Source organism: Klebsiella sp. GW_Kp182, from assembly GCF_040062275.1.
Lineage (GTDB): Bacteria > Pseudomonadota > Gammaproteobacteria > Enterobacterales > Enterobacteriaceae > Klebsiella > Klebsiella michiganensis.
In genome coordinates this window covers 67,865-82,696 of record NZ_JBEAFQ010000009.1, presented here as the reverse complement: position 1 = coordinate 82,696, position 14,832 = coordinate 67,865, and the positions used below count along the sequence as shown (strand labels likewise).

At 56.2% G+C, this 14,832-nt stretch carries 14 protein-coding genes and 1 other annotated feature; of the genes, 2 read left to right on the top strand and 12 right to left on the bottom strand.

The features are described from left to right. Positions 1-100: 100 nt before the first annotated feature. Positions 101-1,423: a 6-phospho-alpha-glucosidase gene (locus ABLU88_RS11610; RefSeq protein WP_004855669.1), complete on the bottom strand. Its 1,323-nt coding sequence runs from the start codon at positions 1,421-1,423 to the stop codon at positions 101-103. Next, positions 1,420-3,042, bottom strand: coding sequence for an alpha-glucoside-specific PTS transporter subunit IIBC (locus ABLU88_RS11605; protein ID WP_032751816.1), 1,623 nt, complete (start codon positions 3,040-3,042; stop codon positions 1,420-1,422). The genes ABLU88_RS11610 and ABLU88_RS11605 overlap by 4 nt, the downstream gene beginning before the upstream one ends. A gap of 341 nt (positions 3,043-3,383) precedes the next feature. On the opposite strand from ABLU88_RS11605, the gene ABLU88_RS11600 reads away from it, so the two are divergent. Continuing rightward, positions 3,384-4,130, top strand: a complete 747-nt coding sequence (locus tag ABLU88_RS11600) for a GntR family transcriptional regulator (protein WP_014227323.1) — start codon at positions 3,384-3,386, stop codon at positions 4,128-4,130. Here ABLU88_RS11600 and ABLU88_RS11595 read toward each other — a convergent pair. The 3 genes from ABLU88_RS11595 to ibpA form a co-directional block, all read right to left on the bottom strand. After that, complete coding sequence (locus tag ABLU88_RS11595) at positions 4,098-5,759, bottom strand: putative transporter (RefSeq protein ID WP_224322321.1); 1,662 nt, start codon at positions 5,757-5,759, stop codon at positions 4,098-4,100. The genes ABLU88_RS11600 and ABLU88_RS11595 overlap by 33 nt on opposite strands. Positions 5,760-5,955: 196 nt before the next feature. Continuing rightward, positions 5,956-6,384 carry a small heat shock chaperone IbpB gene (ibpB, locus tag ABLU88_RS11590; RefSeq protein ID WP_014227324.1) on the bottom strand — a complete coding sequence of 143 codons (429 nt, stop codon included), beginning with the start codon at positions 6,382-6,384 and terminating at the stop codon, positions 5,956-5,958. Positions 6,385-6,501: 117 nt separating this feature from the next. Continuing rightward, complete coding sequence (ibpA, locus tag ABLU88_RS11585) at positions 6,502-6,915, bottom strand: small heat shock chaperone IbpA (protein ID WP_004126917.1); 414 nt, start codon at positions 6,913-6,915, stop codon at positions 6,502-6,504. Next, positions 6,909-6,983: a sequence feature (ROSE (Repression Of Heat Shock gene Expression) occurs in the 5'-region of heat shock genes and acts as an RNA thermometer to modulate expression.), on the bottom strand. (Overlaps the previous gene by 7 nt.) Positions 6,984-7,286: 303 nt before the next feature. On the opposite strand from ibpA, the gene ABLU88_RS11580 reads away from it, so the two are divergent. Next, positions 7,287-7,616 carry a YceK/YidQ family lipoprotein gene (locus ABLU88_RS11580; RefSeq protein WP_162557612.1) on the top strand — a complete coding sequence of 110 codons (330 nt, stop codon included), beginning with the start codon at positions 7,287-7,289 and terminating at the stop codon, positions 7,614-7,616. A 1-nt stretch (position 7,617) separates the two neighbouring features. Here ABLU88_RS11580 and ABLU88_RS11575 read toward each other — a convergent pair whose 3' ends face one another. From ABLU88_RS11575 to yidA, 7 genes are all read right to left on the bottom strand, one after another. Continuing rightward, positions 7,618-8,844 carry a DUF3748 domain-containing protein gene (locus ABLU88_RS11575; protein WP_348836564.1) on the bottom strand — a complete coding sequence of 409 codons (1,227 nt, stop codon included), beginning with the start codon at positions 8,842-8,844 and terminating at the stop codon, positions 7,618-7,620. 51 nt (positions 8,845-8,895) lie between these two features. Next, the gene (locus ABLU88_RS11570) at positions 8,896-10,233 is read right to left on the bottom strand and encodes an MFS transporter (protein ID WP_071846050.1); all 1,338 of its coding nucleotides are present in this window, start codon (positions 10,231-10,233) and stop codon (positions 8,896-8,898) included. Between the two features lie 179 nt (positions 10,234-10,412). Further along, a complete protein-coding gene (dgoD, locus tag ABLU88_RS11565; RefSeq protein WP_348836562.1) occupies positions 10,413-11,561 on the bottom strand; it encodes a galactonate dehydratase in 1,149 nt (382 codons plus the stop codon). Next, the gene (locus ABLU88_RS11560) at positions 11,558-12,175 is read right to left on the bottom strand and encodes a 2-dehydro-3-deoxy-6-phosphogalactonate aldolase (protein WP_014227330.1); all 618 of its coding nucleotides are present in this window, start codon (positions 12,173-12,175) and stop codon (positions 11,558-11,560) included. Before ABLU88_RS11560 ends, dgoD begins: the two co-directional genes overlap by 4 nt. Further along, the gene (locus ABLU88_RS11555; RefSeq protein WP_348836561.1) at positions 12,159-13,034 is read right to left on the bottom strand and encodes a 2-dehydro-3-deoxygalactonokinase; all 876 of its coding nucleotides are present in this window, start codon (positions 13,032-13,034) and stop codon (positions 12,159-12,161) included. The genes ABLU88_RS11560 and ABLU88_RS11555 overlap by 17 nt, the downstream gene beginning before the upstream one ends. Continuing rightward, positions 13,031-13,720, bottom strand: a complete 690-nt coding sequence (gene dgoR, locus ABLU88_RS11550) for a D-galactonate utilization transcriptional regulator DgoR (RefSeq protein ID WP_032751803.1) — start codon at positions 13,718-13,720, stop codon at positions 13,031-13,033. The genes ABLU88_RS11555 and dgoR overlap by 4 nt, the downstream gene beginning before the upstream one ends. Positions 13,721-13,961: 241 nt before the next feature. After that, a complete protein-coding gene (gene yidA / locus ABLU88_RS11545; RefSeq protein ID WP_348836559.1) occupies positions 13,962-14,774 on the bottom strand; it encodes a sugar-phosphatase in 813 nt (270 codons plus the stop codon). Positions 14,775-14,832 lie beyond the last annotated feature (58 nt).

Here is a 14,832-nt window from a genome sequence, read left to right as displayed (position 1 = left end):
GCCCCGTTTCAGAGGAAGCTCAGGCCTGATAACCGTATAAAGTCGGGCTATCAGGCCGATAAATGAATAACCGGCACCCTGTGGCTGCCGGTCAGCAGGATTAATGCAGTTCCGGCCAGTACGCTTTATTGGCCGCAATCAGGTCATCAAGAATCGCTTTCGCAACGGATGCGCTCGGCACGGTTTTCGACAGCGCAATGGCCTGCCACAGCTTGTGATAAGAGCGCTGTTCCCAGGCATCCACCACCAGTTTTTCCACCGCAACCTGCTGGCTCATCATCCCTTTCTGGAAGTGGGGAATATCGCCTACCGTCAACGGCTCCGGTCCGTTGTGGCCAACCAGGCACGGAATTTCCACCATCGCATCGGCGTCAAAGTTATGAATCGCCCCGTTGTTTGGCACAATCAGCAGCATGCGTTCCTGAGTATTAAAGGCAATCGCCGCCGCCAGATCGACGATGTAGGACGCGTGTTCGTCAATTTCCAGATCGCCTGCGGACGAGTGGCCCGCGGCAATAATGGCCCGGCAGGCGCTAAAGACGTTTTTCTCACGGTGGTCCATCACCTCGTTGGCGCGGGTGCGTTCCGGATTGGAGTGCGCCACGACGTAGTCCGGGAACAGATAATACTTAAGGTAAGTATTCGGCATCGTATCCGGATCCAGCGCCTGCACGTCCTTCGCCTTGGCGAAGGTGTCGTTCCAGCTCGCCTCGGTATGGGGATCGTTTGATGGCGGAACATAGCCGAATTTCGCCACGTGTTCGCGCAGTTTCGGCATCAAATCGTTACCCTGCAGATCTTCAATCGAGGTCCACCAGCCGAAGTGGTTCAGCCCATAATAGCGCACGCGCATCTGCTTGCGGTCCTTGAGGCCGACGATTTGCGCCATCCGCCCTTCGATACCGATCGGCATATCGCAAATGTTGAGAATTCTGGCGTTCGGACGCAGGCGACGGGTCGCTTCCGCCACAATGGCCGCCGGGTTGGAGTAGTTCAGCATCCAGGCGTTCGGCGAATATTTTTCCATATAGTCCACCAGCTCCAGGACGCCGCCGATGGAGCGCATACCGTAGGCTATACCGCCAGGGCCGCAGGTTTCCTGCCCCAGCACGCCGTGGCGCAGCGGAATTTTTTCATCTTTTTCACGCATCGGGTATTTGCCCACGCGGATATGCGCCATCACGAAATCAACGTCGGTAAAGGCCGCCTGCGGGTCGGTGGTATAGCTGAATTCAATCTCCGGCGCCTGCTCTTTGAGGATCACTTTGCACGCCTCGGCGATGGTCTCCTGACGCGCGCCGTCGTTGTCGTAAAATTTCAGCGACCGCAGCGGGAAGCGATCCTGGTTCGCTAACAGCATCAGCACGATGCCCGGGGTGAAGGTACTGCCGCCGCCTGCGATAACAACTGAGAATTTTTTCATGATACTGCCTCCGTCATGGTGGTTTGTTCGGTCTGTAGAGAATCTTTGATGAGGGTTTCCAGCTGGTCGCGGACCTGAGGGACGTGCAGGCCGACGATGACCTGAATTCCGTTGCCGCGGCGGACTACGCCGTGGGCGCCCAGCGCTTTAAAGACGTCGTCGCTTTGCGTCTTCGCCATATCGACCAGCGCGATGCGCAGTCGGGTGGCGCAGTTATTAATGCTTTCGATATTGCCCGCTCCGCCCAGCGCCTGCAGGAAGCCGGCGGCCTGGCCCAGTTTGGTATCCGCAGCCCCCGCGGCGCTGGTTTTGCCGCGCGCGGCCTGATAATCCGCTTTGCTATAGAGCTTAATTTCACTCTCTTCGCGGCCCGGCGTTTTCAGGTTCAGGCGCAGAATCAACGTGCGGAAGATGACGAAGTAGAGCGCGGTGAAGCACACGCCAACGCCTATCTGGATAAACATCATTGAGGCATGGTTGTGGAACATGGGGATCCAGTTTTGCGGCAGAAACTGGTCGAGCAGGCCGCCGCCAAAGTTGCCTACCACGCCGCAGATATACATCACCGTCGCCATAGTGGCCGCCAGCACCGCATGGACGGCAAACAGCAGCGGCGAGATAAACAGGAAGGTGAACTCTAACGGCTCGGTTATTCCCACCAGTACGGCGGTCAAGGTGGCGGGAATCAGCAGACCGGCGACTTTCACGCGATTTTCCGGCGCGGCGGTGTAGTAGAGCGCCAGCGCGATACCGACGGAACCAAAGACCTTCGAGTTACCGTGCAGCGCGAATCCGCCTTCCGGGAACAGGGTTTTCAGCGCCTCGGTACTCTGGCTGAACTCATGTAAATGCTGCGCCCAGTAAACCTGAATACCGCTTTCCACTACCGCCGGACCGAAAATAAACGGTCCGTAGACAAAGTGATGTAAACCGGTCGGGATCAGAATGCGCTCGAGGAAAATATAGACCCAGACCCCCAGCGCCCCGGCCGAGCGTAAGAAGGCCTGCAGCGATTCAATGCCCATCTGCACTTTTGGCCAGCCCAGCAAGGTCAGCCAGGCGCAGGGGATCATCGCCAGGAAGGCGACAATCACCACAAACGAGGAGCCCTGGAAAATCCCCAGAAACACCGGCAGCGGTTTATCGAAGTAGCGGTTATGCAGGGCGGTCACCAGCCCGGAGATAACGATCGCGCCGATAATGCTGGTATCGAGCGTTTTAATCCCGGCCATCATCGTCAGGCCGCTGCCTGGCGTCGGCTCCACGGAAAAATCGACGCCGAAGAAGTGGCCCCAGGTCATCCCCATGGCGTTGATGAAGTAGTTCCAGGTGAGGAAGCTGACCAGTACCGCCAGGCAGGCCCGGCCCTGGGCCTGTCTCGCCAGGCCGATCGGCAGACCGACGGCGAAAATCAGCGGCATATTACGAAAGACGGTCCAGCCGCCCTCTTCAACAATGTGAACGATCTGAGCAAATAAACTATCGGGTGCTGTGAGCGCTTCCCCGACGAACATCGGGTTGCGCAGCATAATGGCGATACCCACCACGATCCCGGCGAAAGGAAAGAGTAAAACCGGGGTAAACATGGCGCCGCCAAAGCGTTGTATTTGACTGAGCATTTGAAAATCCTCATATAACAACTCATAGGGTGAGTGGCCTTATCCATACCCGGCATGCTTCACGTACCGCGGTGAATGATTCAGGGTAATTATTTGTACTGGCCTGAAACGAGAATAGAAATTTGCCCGGTCAACAACATGCGGCGCCGTTACGATTCGTGATCGCTTTCATGGTTTTAATTGCGCCAATGTTGTCTACTTTTTAAGTAAAAATTAGACATTCTGAATTGCGCTGATTACGCCTCTGTAACGAAGCGTATTTATCCATATGTATTAACTCTATTTTTAAAGCTAATAATCCGTGCATCATCGTTTTCAATTGAGTGAATAGAGGTCTACTGGTGATCTACAAATCCATCGCCGACAGATTACGTTTGCGTCTCAACTCCTCCGATTTCGAAGTCGGCAGCCCGCTTCCCGGGGAAAAAAAGCTGGCGGAAGAGTTCGGCGTCGCGCGCATGACTATCCGCAAAGCCATCGATCTGCTGGTCACCTGGGGACTGGTGGTGCGTCGGCACGGCTCCGGCACCTACGTCGCCCGCAAAGACCTGCATCATGAAACCAGCAATCTGACCGGGCTGGCCGAGGTGCTGCGCAAGCAGGGTAAAGAGGTGGTCAGCCGGGTATTGGTTTTTGAGGTGATGCCCGCCCCCCCGGCTATCGCCAGCCTGCTGCGGATACAAATTGATGAACGGATCTACTTCTCGCGCCGGGTGCGCTATGTCGATGGCAAGCCGCTAATGCTGGAGGACAGCTATATGCCGGTGAAGCTGTTTCGCAATCTGTCGCTGGTGCATCTGGAAGGGTCGAAGTTCGATTACATCGAGAAGGAGTGTGGCATAACCATTAGCGGCAACTATGAAACGCTGTCGCCGGTGCTGGCGGACAGGCAGCTGGCGCAGTCGATGAACGTGCCGGAGCAGACGCCGCTGCTGCGTATAACCTCCCTTTCCTACAGCGACAGCGGCGAGTTTCTTAACTATTCGGTGATGTTCCGTAACGCCAGCGAGTATCAGGTGGACTACCACCTGCGGCGCGTCCAGGCGGAGAATCCGTTAACCTATCCCCCAGAACAGCACCGCCAGTAGCTGCGGCGTAATAATACGTAAGAACATGACCAGCGGATAAACGGTCGCGTAAGAGAGCGCCGCCGCGCCGCTGGTGGCATGCAGATTGTTGGCAAAGGCCAGCGCGGGCGGGTCGGTCATTGAACCGGCCAGCATCCCGCACAGGGTCAGGTAGTTCATCTTCGCCAGCATCCGCGCCAGAATACCGACAGCCAGCAGTGGGATAGCGGTGATAAAGATGCCGTAGACAATCCAACTCATGCCATCACCGTCAATCAGCGTCGCCACAAAATCGCCGCCGGATTTCAGGCCAACCACCGCGAGAAACAGCACAATGCCCAGCTCGCGCAGCGCAAGGTTAGCGCTGGGCGGCATAAACCAGTAGAGCTTACCGATGCTGCCGATACGCCCGAGGATCAGCGCCATAATCAGCGGCCCCCCTGCCAGGCCCAGCTTCAGCGCCGCCGGGAACCCCGGAATAAACAGCGGAATGGAGCCCAGCAGCACGCCCAGGCCAATACCGATAAATACCGGCAGCATCTGCACCTGCTGCAGTTTTTGCTGGGCGTTGCCCAGCTCGGCGGCCACCGCGTCAATCGCCTCCGGACGGCCGACGAGGTTAAGAATATCGCCGAACTGCAGGCTGGCATGGCTGCTGGCGACCAGCTCAACCCCGGCGCGATTGAGTCGCGAGATCACCACGTCATAGCGCTGTTTAAAGTGCAGATCGCGTATGCGTTTACCCAATACTTTTTCGTTAGTGACCACCACGCGCTCGACTTTCAGATCGGTACCGCGCGTGGAGAGCGAAGTGGAAACCTCCTTGCCAATCACCAGCTGGGCATTGTGTAAATCCTCCGGTCGCCCGACCAGGTGCAGCAGGTCTCCGAGCTGAATCAGGGTATTCGGCGCGGGCACCATTAGCATCTCCTCGCGCTTGAGGCGCGAGCAGATCAGCTTGTCGCTGTTAAGCATCGGCACATCCTGAATCGCCATATTGTTCAGGTTGGGGTTTTCGACCCGCACGTTGATGGTCTGAAGATGCGCGTGGCCGTTGCCGCTGAGCTCGTCAAACTGCTGGGCTTCTTTCTCGACGTTGATGCGGAAAAACAGTCGCACCAGCCACATGGTCAGCAAAATGCCGCAGATGCCAAACGGATAGGCCATGGCGTAGCTCATCCCCATCTGATCGACGGTATCAAGCGGTACGCCAAGGTCGCGCAGGATCTGCTGCCCGGCCCCCAGCGCAGGCGTGTTGGTTACCGCGCCGGAGAAGATGCCGAGCACCACGGGAAGAGGGATATCGAACAGTTTATGCAGGACCGCGGTGACCAGGCCGCCGAGAATGACGATCAGAATAGCGAAGAGGTTCAGCCGCAGGCCGGAGACGCGCAGCGAGGCGAAGAAGCCCGGCCCCACCTGGATACCGATGGTATACACGAAGAGAATCAGGCCAAATTCCTGAATAAAGTGCAGCATAGGGCTGCTGAGCGTAATGCCCGCCTGGTCCACAAAGTGGCCGACGATAATACCGCCAAACAGCACGCCTCCGATACCGAAGCCGACACCGCGCACTTTTACATTGCCGATCCACAATCCGACGACCGCCACCAGCGCCAATACGCTAACGGTCAATGCTATATCACTCATCGTCTCTTCCCTGTGTATAACATTACTCACAATGAGGATTATGACCGGTACTCACCAGGCTGTATGCCGCCTGGCGCACAATAATCACGGGATCAGCCAACGACCATTTTGTTGAACATAGCAAGAAAGGACAAAGTAATGCGTATCACGCACAAAAAAGCCCCGAACATCGGGGCTTTATAGGTGGTTAGCTTAATTAGCTATCTAACGCGGGGCGCTCGCTGATGGCGATGCGCTGCGGGGCGATCTGTTCCGGCTCGTTGCGGGTCAAATCGATATGCAGCAGGCCGTTGGTAAAGGTTGCCCCGGAGACTTCCATATTTTCGGCGAGCGTGAAGCTCAGGCTAAACGCCTGGTTAACCAGCCCCTGATGCAGCCATTTGGTCTCTTTTTCCGGCTGCTGCGGCGCGCCTTTTACCGTCAGGCGCGTGCCTTCAAGCTGGATATCCAAATCTTCCTGACGGAAACCGGCCAGCGCAAGGGTAATGCGATAGTGGTTGTCGTCGCTTTTTTCGATGTTATAGGGCGGGAAGCTCTGGCTTTCACCGGCGGTTTGCAGCGCGTTGGCCAGTTTGTCAAAACCGATCCATTGACGCAGCAGCGGGGATAAATCGTAGTTACGCATAGTCTTTCTCCTTCTAAGAAGCGAGTGGATATCTGCAAATCCTGTGGATTCGCCTTTGCCCCCTGACGGCGGGCAGTTTTTTGAATGAATATCGGGCCGCCTTCGCGGCCCAAAAAATTAGTTGATCTCGATACGGCGCGGCTTATTCGCTTCAGGAATAACTCGCTCAAGGTCGATATACAGCAGACCGTTTACCAGGTTGGCGCCGCGAATATGAATATTTTCCGCAAGCTGGAATTTACGCTCAAAATTGCGTTCAGCGATGCCCTGATACAGATAAGTGCGCTCTTTCTGCTCGGCGGCATGGGCGCCTTTTACGATAAGCAGATTATCCTGCGCGGTAATTTCCAGTTCGCTCTCGGCAAAACCGGCAACGGCAATCGCGATGCGGTAGTTGTTCTCGTCTACTAACTCAACGTTGTACGGAGGATAGCCGCCATTACTCTGGCTTTGATTATTTTCTAACAGATTGAAAAGGCGGTCGAAACCAATAGCAGAACGATACAGCGGGGAGAGATCGAAATTACGCATAATACATAGCTCCTGAAATCAGCGAGAATTATCTGACCTTCCATCATGGACAGGCCGTTATTACCCGGAATACCCATTCGGCGTATTCTCCGGGAGACACATTCCTAAAATGGGTATATCCATGACCTTTTCAAGGGGAAAAGGGCAATTTTTTTTGCAGTTTGCGGTCTATTGCTTAGACTGGAGGGACAGCACAAAAGGCAAAGTGCGACGCCTGCCACAGTGCGGCGCAATGGCACTATGCATCCATGGAATGGCCCGATATAACCGATATGTACGCCATTCTTCAGGCCGCGGCTCTGTTGGCTGCGCCCTGCATGATTTTGTACATAGAAGGTTCTATCAACGCCCGTAACGATGACGGAAAAATGATGAAAAACGGTCTGTTAAAGCTGGTCCTGCTTAGCGGGATGATAAGTTTAGGCGGTTGCTCCAGCGTGATGTCACATACCGGCGGTAAGGAAGGAACCTATCCGGGAACGCGCGCCAGCGCGCAAATGCTGGGAGATAGCGATGCCAACTGGGGTACGAAATCCCTGGTGGCGCTGGATATGCCGCTCACGGCCGTTATGGACACGCTGCTGCTACCGTGGGATATGTTCCGCACCGATAGCTCGGTTAAATCGCGCGTGGAAAAGAGCGAGAAAGAGACGCTGGCGACCAACGCAGTGATCCCGCCAGCGCCAATGCCGAACCCCTGATTTAGCGCGCCGTTGCGGTTACCCGCAGCTGGCGGTAACCGTCCACCTCCTCCATCCAGGCAAGCCGTGTGCCGTCTGGCGAAAAGACGACCGCGTCGGCCGAAGGCGGATTGGCATGCCCATCAGTCAAAAAGTCGATTTCCCCATTCTGCGCGTCACAAAGCGCGATGCGGTTTTCCAGCACAAAGCCCAGCCATTTTCCTGACGGATGCCAGTTAAACGCCGACTGGATATCGGATCGGCTGTGGGTCAGCTGCCGCAGCTTGTCTCCCTGCGCCGAGATAAGCCACATTTGCACCACGCCGGCCTCGTCGCGCATCAGAAAAGCGATGTCCGTTGCCGAGGGATTAGCGCGCACCCAATGACGCGGCGTATTCACCAGTCCCGGGTAACGGCGTTGGTGGGTAAACGTTAAGCGACGCTGAACAACGCCGGCAGGGGGAGCCGGCATCGTGGTTTCCGTTCCTGCCAATGGCGCATCGCCAGACTGCTTCCAGCCCTGCTCGCTCTCCGGCAGCTCGACAATAAATAGCTCCGGCACTTTGTCGCCATTTACCGCCAGCGTATCGCCAATAAACGCCAGCGCCCGGTTGCCCACCCAGCCCTCTTCATAGGCGCGATTAATCTCGTCGCTGCCCGGCGCGGGGGTCGGCGTTGTGCGGCTGACCAGCACACACCAGTGGCTGCCGCCGTATTCTCGTGGATGATCCCCACGCGGTACTACCGGGCCATAGGGAACCGCCACGCCAACGTTGCGCAAATCCAGCGCCGGATCGCGTTCATGCAGCACGTGGTCGTTATAGGTAAAGCTGACAAATTCGCCGTTCGGGCTGAAGACATGCACATGGCTGCCGCCGCGCAGCGCGCCGGGTGTATAGGGGGCGGAAATATCCATCGCATCGAGGTTGTGCGTTTCGCCCTGCCAGGAGAACACGCCGCGACGATGGTGGAAATCGTAATGCCAGCGCTCGTCAGGGTTTTCCGGCCCGTGGATAAAGACATATTTATCTATCGATGGATGAACGGTCACCACGCCAACGTACGCGCCCTGTCCGGCACGGTAGAGGATCTCAACCTCTCCCGTCTCGACATTCACCCGCTCGATGGTTTCGCCGGTAAAAGAGGCGCCAGAGGGACGAACGTCAAAGACCAGCCACCGGCTGTCCGCCGTCCAGGCGCGCGTGTTGGTAAGTTGATGATGACGGGGAGCAAAGGTGACTTGTTTCATAAACATACCCTGATGCGAGACTTTCGCATCAGGGTATCGTATCGGAAAGAATTAGCCTACTCGTTTGACATCCCCCACCAGCAGGATGTAAGAGAGCGCGCCCACCAGCGCAATAACGGAAATATAAACCAGCGCAGGAGCAAAACCATAGTCCTGGGCCAGATAACCCACCACCAGCGGAACGGTGATACCGCCCAGCCCGCCGACGAAATTAAACATTCCACCGGTCAACCCGATAAGCCGCATCGGCGCAAGCGAAGAGACCAGCGACCAGGTAATGGAAGCGAAGCCGTTACCGAAGAAGGCCAGCGCCATCAGGACCATAATCCACACCGGATCGTTGGTATAGTTTGCGCCCATGATGCAGGTCGAGATCAGCAGGCCGCAGATAATCGGGGTTTTACGCGCGGCGCCTAATGAGAAACCTTTTCTCACCAGCCTGTCCGCCAGCCAGCCGGAGAGCAGCACGCCAACAAAGGCGGCAAGGAACGGAACCGTGGTCATAAAGCCCGCTTTCAGCGCCGTAATCCCCTTTTCCTGGGTCAGATAGTTGGGGAACCAGGTCAGGAAGAACCACAGCGTCGAGGTCACGGCAAACTGTCCAAGGTAAACGCCAATCAGTTTGCGATGGAATACCAGCTTCCAGTCGGCTTTGGTCAGCGGCTGCCGCGCCTCTTTTTTAACGGGCGCATCGCCGTCCACCAGACCACCGCCGTCGCGAATATAATCCAGCTCGGCTTTGCTGATGCTTTTCGTCAGACGCGGCGGCTGATAAACCTTAATCCAAATCAGTGACCATACGATCCCGATAGCGCCGGTAACGATAAATACCCAGTGCCAGCTCAGCATTTCCTGAATCCAGATTAATAGCGGGGTCAGGAATGCCAGCCCGACAAACTGGCCTGAGGTGTAAAAACCGACGGCTGATGCGCGCTCGTGCTCCGGAAACCAGCTGGTCACCATGCGATTATTGGTGGGAAACGCCGGCGCTTCAAATATCCCGGTAATCGCGCGCAGGCCAATCAACGACATTAGCCCCGTGGCAAATCCCTGCAGTAGCGTCGCCACCGACCAGCCAAAAATAGCGATAAAGTAGGTCAGCCTTGAGCCCACGCGGTCAAGGAACCAACCGCCAGGAATCTGGCAAAGCGTATACAGCCACGCGAAGGCGGAAAATACATATCCCATTTCCGCTTTGGTAATACCAAACTCTTCCTGAATATGCGCCGATGCCACCGCAAGGTTGGCGCGATCAACATAACAAATCACCACGGTAATAAAGATCATAATCAGCGTCAAATAACGACGACGCCCGGGTTTTGCAGCTGTAACTGAAATATCCATCGCAATCTGTCTCCAGATTTTGGGCATAGCGAGGCCGCTCACCATGCCCGGTAATTTACAGAGGGTTTATTTAAATTTTTTATTAATAACTTAACCGTAATGCGCTAAATAATTTGTGCTGGGGAAAGGCGGCAAATTTTCGCATTCCCAGGAGCATACATTAGTATGTGACTGGGATAAGAAAATGCAGCCAACGCATCAGCAGCGCAAAGTATGACGCGCATTTACCATTCGGCGACGCTACCATCCTCATGCCGCCACAACGGATTACGCCAGTCCGGCGCATTCTGACTTAATTCAATGACCCGCGCTTCATCGATTTCTACGCCAAGCCCGGGCTTCATTAATGGTTTAAAGAAACCGCCTTCCATATTGAAGTCGTCTTTATTTTTCACAAAGTCGAGTAATTCCGCGCCCTTGTTATAGTGAATGCCCATACTTTGCTCCTGGAAGACGGCGTTATAGGAGACAAAATCGACGTGCAGGCAGGCGGCAAGCGCAACAGGCCCCAGCGGGCAGTGCGGCGCCAGCGCCACGTCGTAGGTTTCGGCCATTCCGGCGATTTTATAGCACTCGGTAATACCGCCCGCGTGCGACAGATCGGGTTGGAGAATGGCCAGCCCACCGGCTTCCAGCACGCGTTTAAACTCGAAGCGCGAGAACATGCGTTCGCCCGCCGCGATAGGAATCGAGGTTTGCGCCGCCAGTCGCGGATAATATTCCGCCTGCTCGGCAAGAACCGGCTCTTCAATAAACAGCGGGCGATATTGCTCCAGCTCTTTAATCAGCACCTTCGCCATTGGCGCGCTAACGCGGCCGTGAAAATCGAGACCGAACTCAATTTCATTGCCGAACGCTTCGCGAATTTGCGCGACGGTATTCACCGCCGCATCCACCGCGCGAGAATTATCGATCAGCCCCAGCTCTTCGCAGCCGTTTAATTTGAAGGTATCAAAACCAATACCGCGCAGCTTCTTGATGCCATCAATCACCTCTGCCGGACGGTCGCCGCCAACCCAGCTGTAGGCTTTGATTTTGTCACGCACCAGGCCGCCCATTAGCTGCCAGACCGGCGCGTTCAGCACTTTGCCTTTAATATCCCACAGCGCCTGGTCGATACCGGCGATGGCGCTCATTAAAATCGGGCCGCCGCGGTAAAAGCCCGCGCGGTACATCACCTGCCACAGGTCGTTAATCCGCGCCGGATCCTGGCCTATGAGATAATCGCCGAGCTCATGCACCGCCACCTCTACGGTGCGCGCGCGCCCTTCAATCACGGGCTCGCCCCAGCCAACCACGCCTTCGTCGGTTTCAATTTTTAGAAACATCCAGCGCGGGGGTAAACGATACGTGGTGAGTTTGGTTATTTTCATTGCACTGCCTCTCGATACGCTTTAACAAATGCTGCCGCCTGCCGTTGGGTACGCTCTACGGATTGGCCAGCGCGATAGAGATCGCTGCCCAGCCCGGCACCGGTACAGCCTGCTTTTATCCACTGCGCCAGATTTTCCGGCGTCACGCCGCCCACCGCAAAAACGGGCACCTCCGGCGGCAAAACGGCCTTTAGCGCTTTGATGTAGTCAGGGCCAAAAGCCGAAGATGGGAAGACTTTCAACGCCTGAGCCCCGGCGTCCAGCGCGGCGAACGCCTCCGTCGCCGTCGCGCATCCGGGACAAACCGTCATGCCGTAGCTCACCGCACGGCGAATGACCTCCGGCTGAATATTGGGCGTGACGATAAGCCTGCAGCCCATTCGGGCAAGCTGGTCCACCCGCTCTGCATTAAGCACGGTGCCCGCGCCAATCAGCGCCTTATCACCATAAGCCTCAACAACGGCGGGAATACTCTTTTCCCACTGCGGTGAGTTAAGCGGAATTTCAACGGCGTCGAAGCCGGCGTCGATCGCCGCCCCCACGTGCGCCAGCGCCTCTTCCGGCGTAATCCCGCGCAGGATAGCGATAAGCGGTAAGTTAGTTTGCCACTGCATGGATGATGCTCCTTATTCCTGTCTGAAATGCGTTGTCGCCCGACACCACGCTGGTCTGACGGCCAATGGCGCTCAGTGCCTGCTGATAGCGGTTCGCCAGCGCCTCGCCGGCGACAATGGTGACCTGCTGGTCGCGAAAGCGTTGGCTCTGGGTGGCGACTTCCGCGCCAATCAGCAGTCCCGACAGAAACTCGCCGACATGCGCGCGCGGCAGCGAACCCAGCACGTGTGAAGCGCGAACTTCAAAAAGCTGCGGCAGGATGTCTGGCGAATGCAGGCCGCGCTCAAGCCCGGCATTAAACGCGTCAGGAGCGGAGACCTGCTCCGGTAACCCGGCGCCGACCAGCGAGTGGCGCAGCAGCAGGTGGTGAAGTTCGCCGGTCATCACCGTGCGAAAGTCGTTAATTTGTTGGCGGTCTGCCTGCACCCATTTGCAGTGGGTGCCGGGCATCACGTAGACGGAAGAAGGGGCTATCGCCCGCGCGCCGAGGAGCTGAGTCTCTTCGCCGCGCATCACATTATGGTTATCGTCGCGAGAGACGCTGAGTCCGGGAATAATCCAGACGTTGTCGCTAACGGCAGTTAATTGTTCACCAATGGCGGAGAAATGAACGGGAACCGGCAAGTAGGGTACCGCCTGCCAGCCGACGTTACTGCCGACCATTCCTGCCATCACCGCCGGGGTCGCGCCGTCGCGCCAGCCCCGGGTTATTTCGCTAAACACCGCGGCGGGGGTGTGTCCGTTTAGACGCGTGACGCCAGCTTCCGATTGCCTGCTCTCCAGGCACCGTTCGCCCTGATAGAGCCAGGCGCGCAGGTTGGTCGATCCCCAGTCAATTGCGATGTAGCGAGATGTCATGTGATTTCCTTTAACCTTCGTGTCGAGCTGGCGATCATGGTGAGCGCCGCCTGCTCCGCCGCTTCGCTGTCCTGATGCCGGATGGCGTCAAACAGCGCCTTATGTTCCTGGAGCGTTTTCGGCATGTTGGCCTCATCGCCCATCCACGTTCTTTCAAATACCGCCCGCTGTAACGAGCTGATCGCCACGTTGAGCTGCTGCAGAACCGGGTTATGCACCGACTGCAGCACCGCCTCGTGATAGCGAATATCCGCTTCGTTAAACGCTTCCCTGTCCTGGTTATTGGCGATCATGTCGTTGAGCGCGTCTTCTATTTGCGCCAGGTCGCTCGACGTCGCGCGCTCTGCCGCCCAGCGGGCGATCGCGGGTTCAACCAGGTTACGTACCTCGCTCATCGCGCTAATCAGCCGCGGGTCGTAATCACTCTCCAGCACCCACTGTAAAACGTCGGTGTCGAGATAATTCCACTGGTTGCGCGGGGTAACGAACGCGCCGCGATAGCGCTTCATTTCAATCAGCCGCTTAGCCATTAACGAACGGAACACTTCGCGAATGATATTGCGCGAGGTGGCAAACTCCTCACACAGGTCGGCTTCCGCGGGCAGCGCAGAGCCGGGAACGTATTTGCCGCTGACAATCTGCTTGCCCAGCGTGATGACGATGCGATCGGTTTTATTGAGAGTCATGGAAAGTCCTTGTGCTCTGGATGTCTCTCTACTTTACCGCGACAGGCGGTTTTAACCGCAACTTTGTAGTACTAACGTGATGTCACTCGTCATCGCCATGGACACAATGTAGTACAATACAAACATGTTGTACTACAATTTAGATCACAAAAACGACAATTCGGTTTGGAGATTTTGCGGCGGGTTAAACTCAGGGCATAAAAAAACCCGCGATAAACGCGGGTTTTTCAGAAAGAGATTTTTAGTTTAAGACATATTTTTCAATAGCATATGCCACACCGTCTTCCAGATTGGATTTGGTGATAAAGTTTGCCGCTTCTTTGACAGCCGGAATCGCGTTATCCATCGCCACGCCGACGCCAGCGTATTCAATCATCGCGATGTCGTTTTCCTGATCGCCAATCGCCATCACCTCTTCCGGCTGGATGCCCAGCGCATCGGCCAGCGATTTCACGCCGGTACCTTTGGTGACGCGTTTATCAAGAATTTCAAGGAAGTACGGCGCGCTTTTCAGCACGGTGTACTTCTCTTTCACCTCAGCCGGAATACGGGCGATAGCTTTGTCCAGAATCGCCGGCTCATCGATCATCATCACTTTCAGCAGCTGGATATTCGGATCCATCTTTTCGGCTTCGCAGAAGACCAGCGGGATCGTCGCCACGTAGGATTCATGTACCGTGTAATAGCTCACATCGCGGTTCGCGGTATACAGGGTGTTACGATCGAGCGCGTGGAAATGGGAGCCGACATCGCGGGCCAGCTGTTCCAGATAGCGGTAGTCGTCGTAGCCCAGCGCGGTTTGCGCAACGGTACTGCCGTCGCTCGCCTTCTGCACTAAAGCACCGTTATAGGTGATGCAGTAATCTCCAAGCTGCTCCATATGCAGTTCTTTCAGATAGCTGTGCACGCCAGCGTAAGGACGGCCGGTGGTCAGCACCACGTTGACGCCGCGTTCACGGGCTGCGGCAATCGCGGTTTTCACCGCAGGAGAGATAGTATGGTCAGGCAGCAGCAGCGTGCCGTCCATATCGATTGCAATCAGTTTAATAGCCATGAAATCCCCGGGTAAGATGAGTCCTTACTCATGCTAACGCGATTAAGCCCACAAAAAT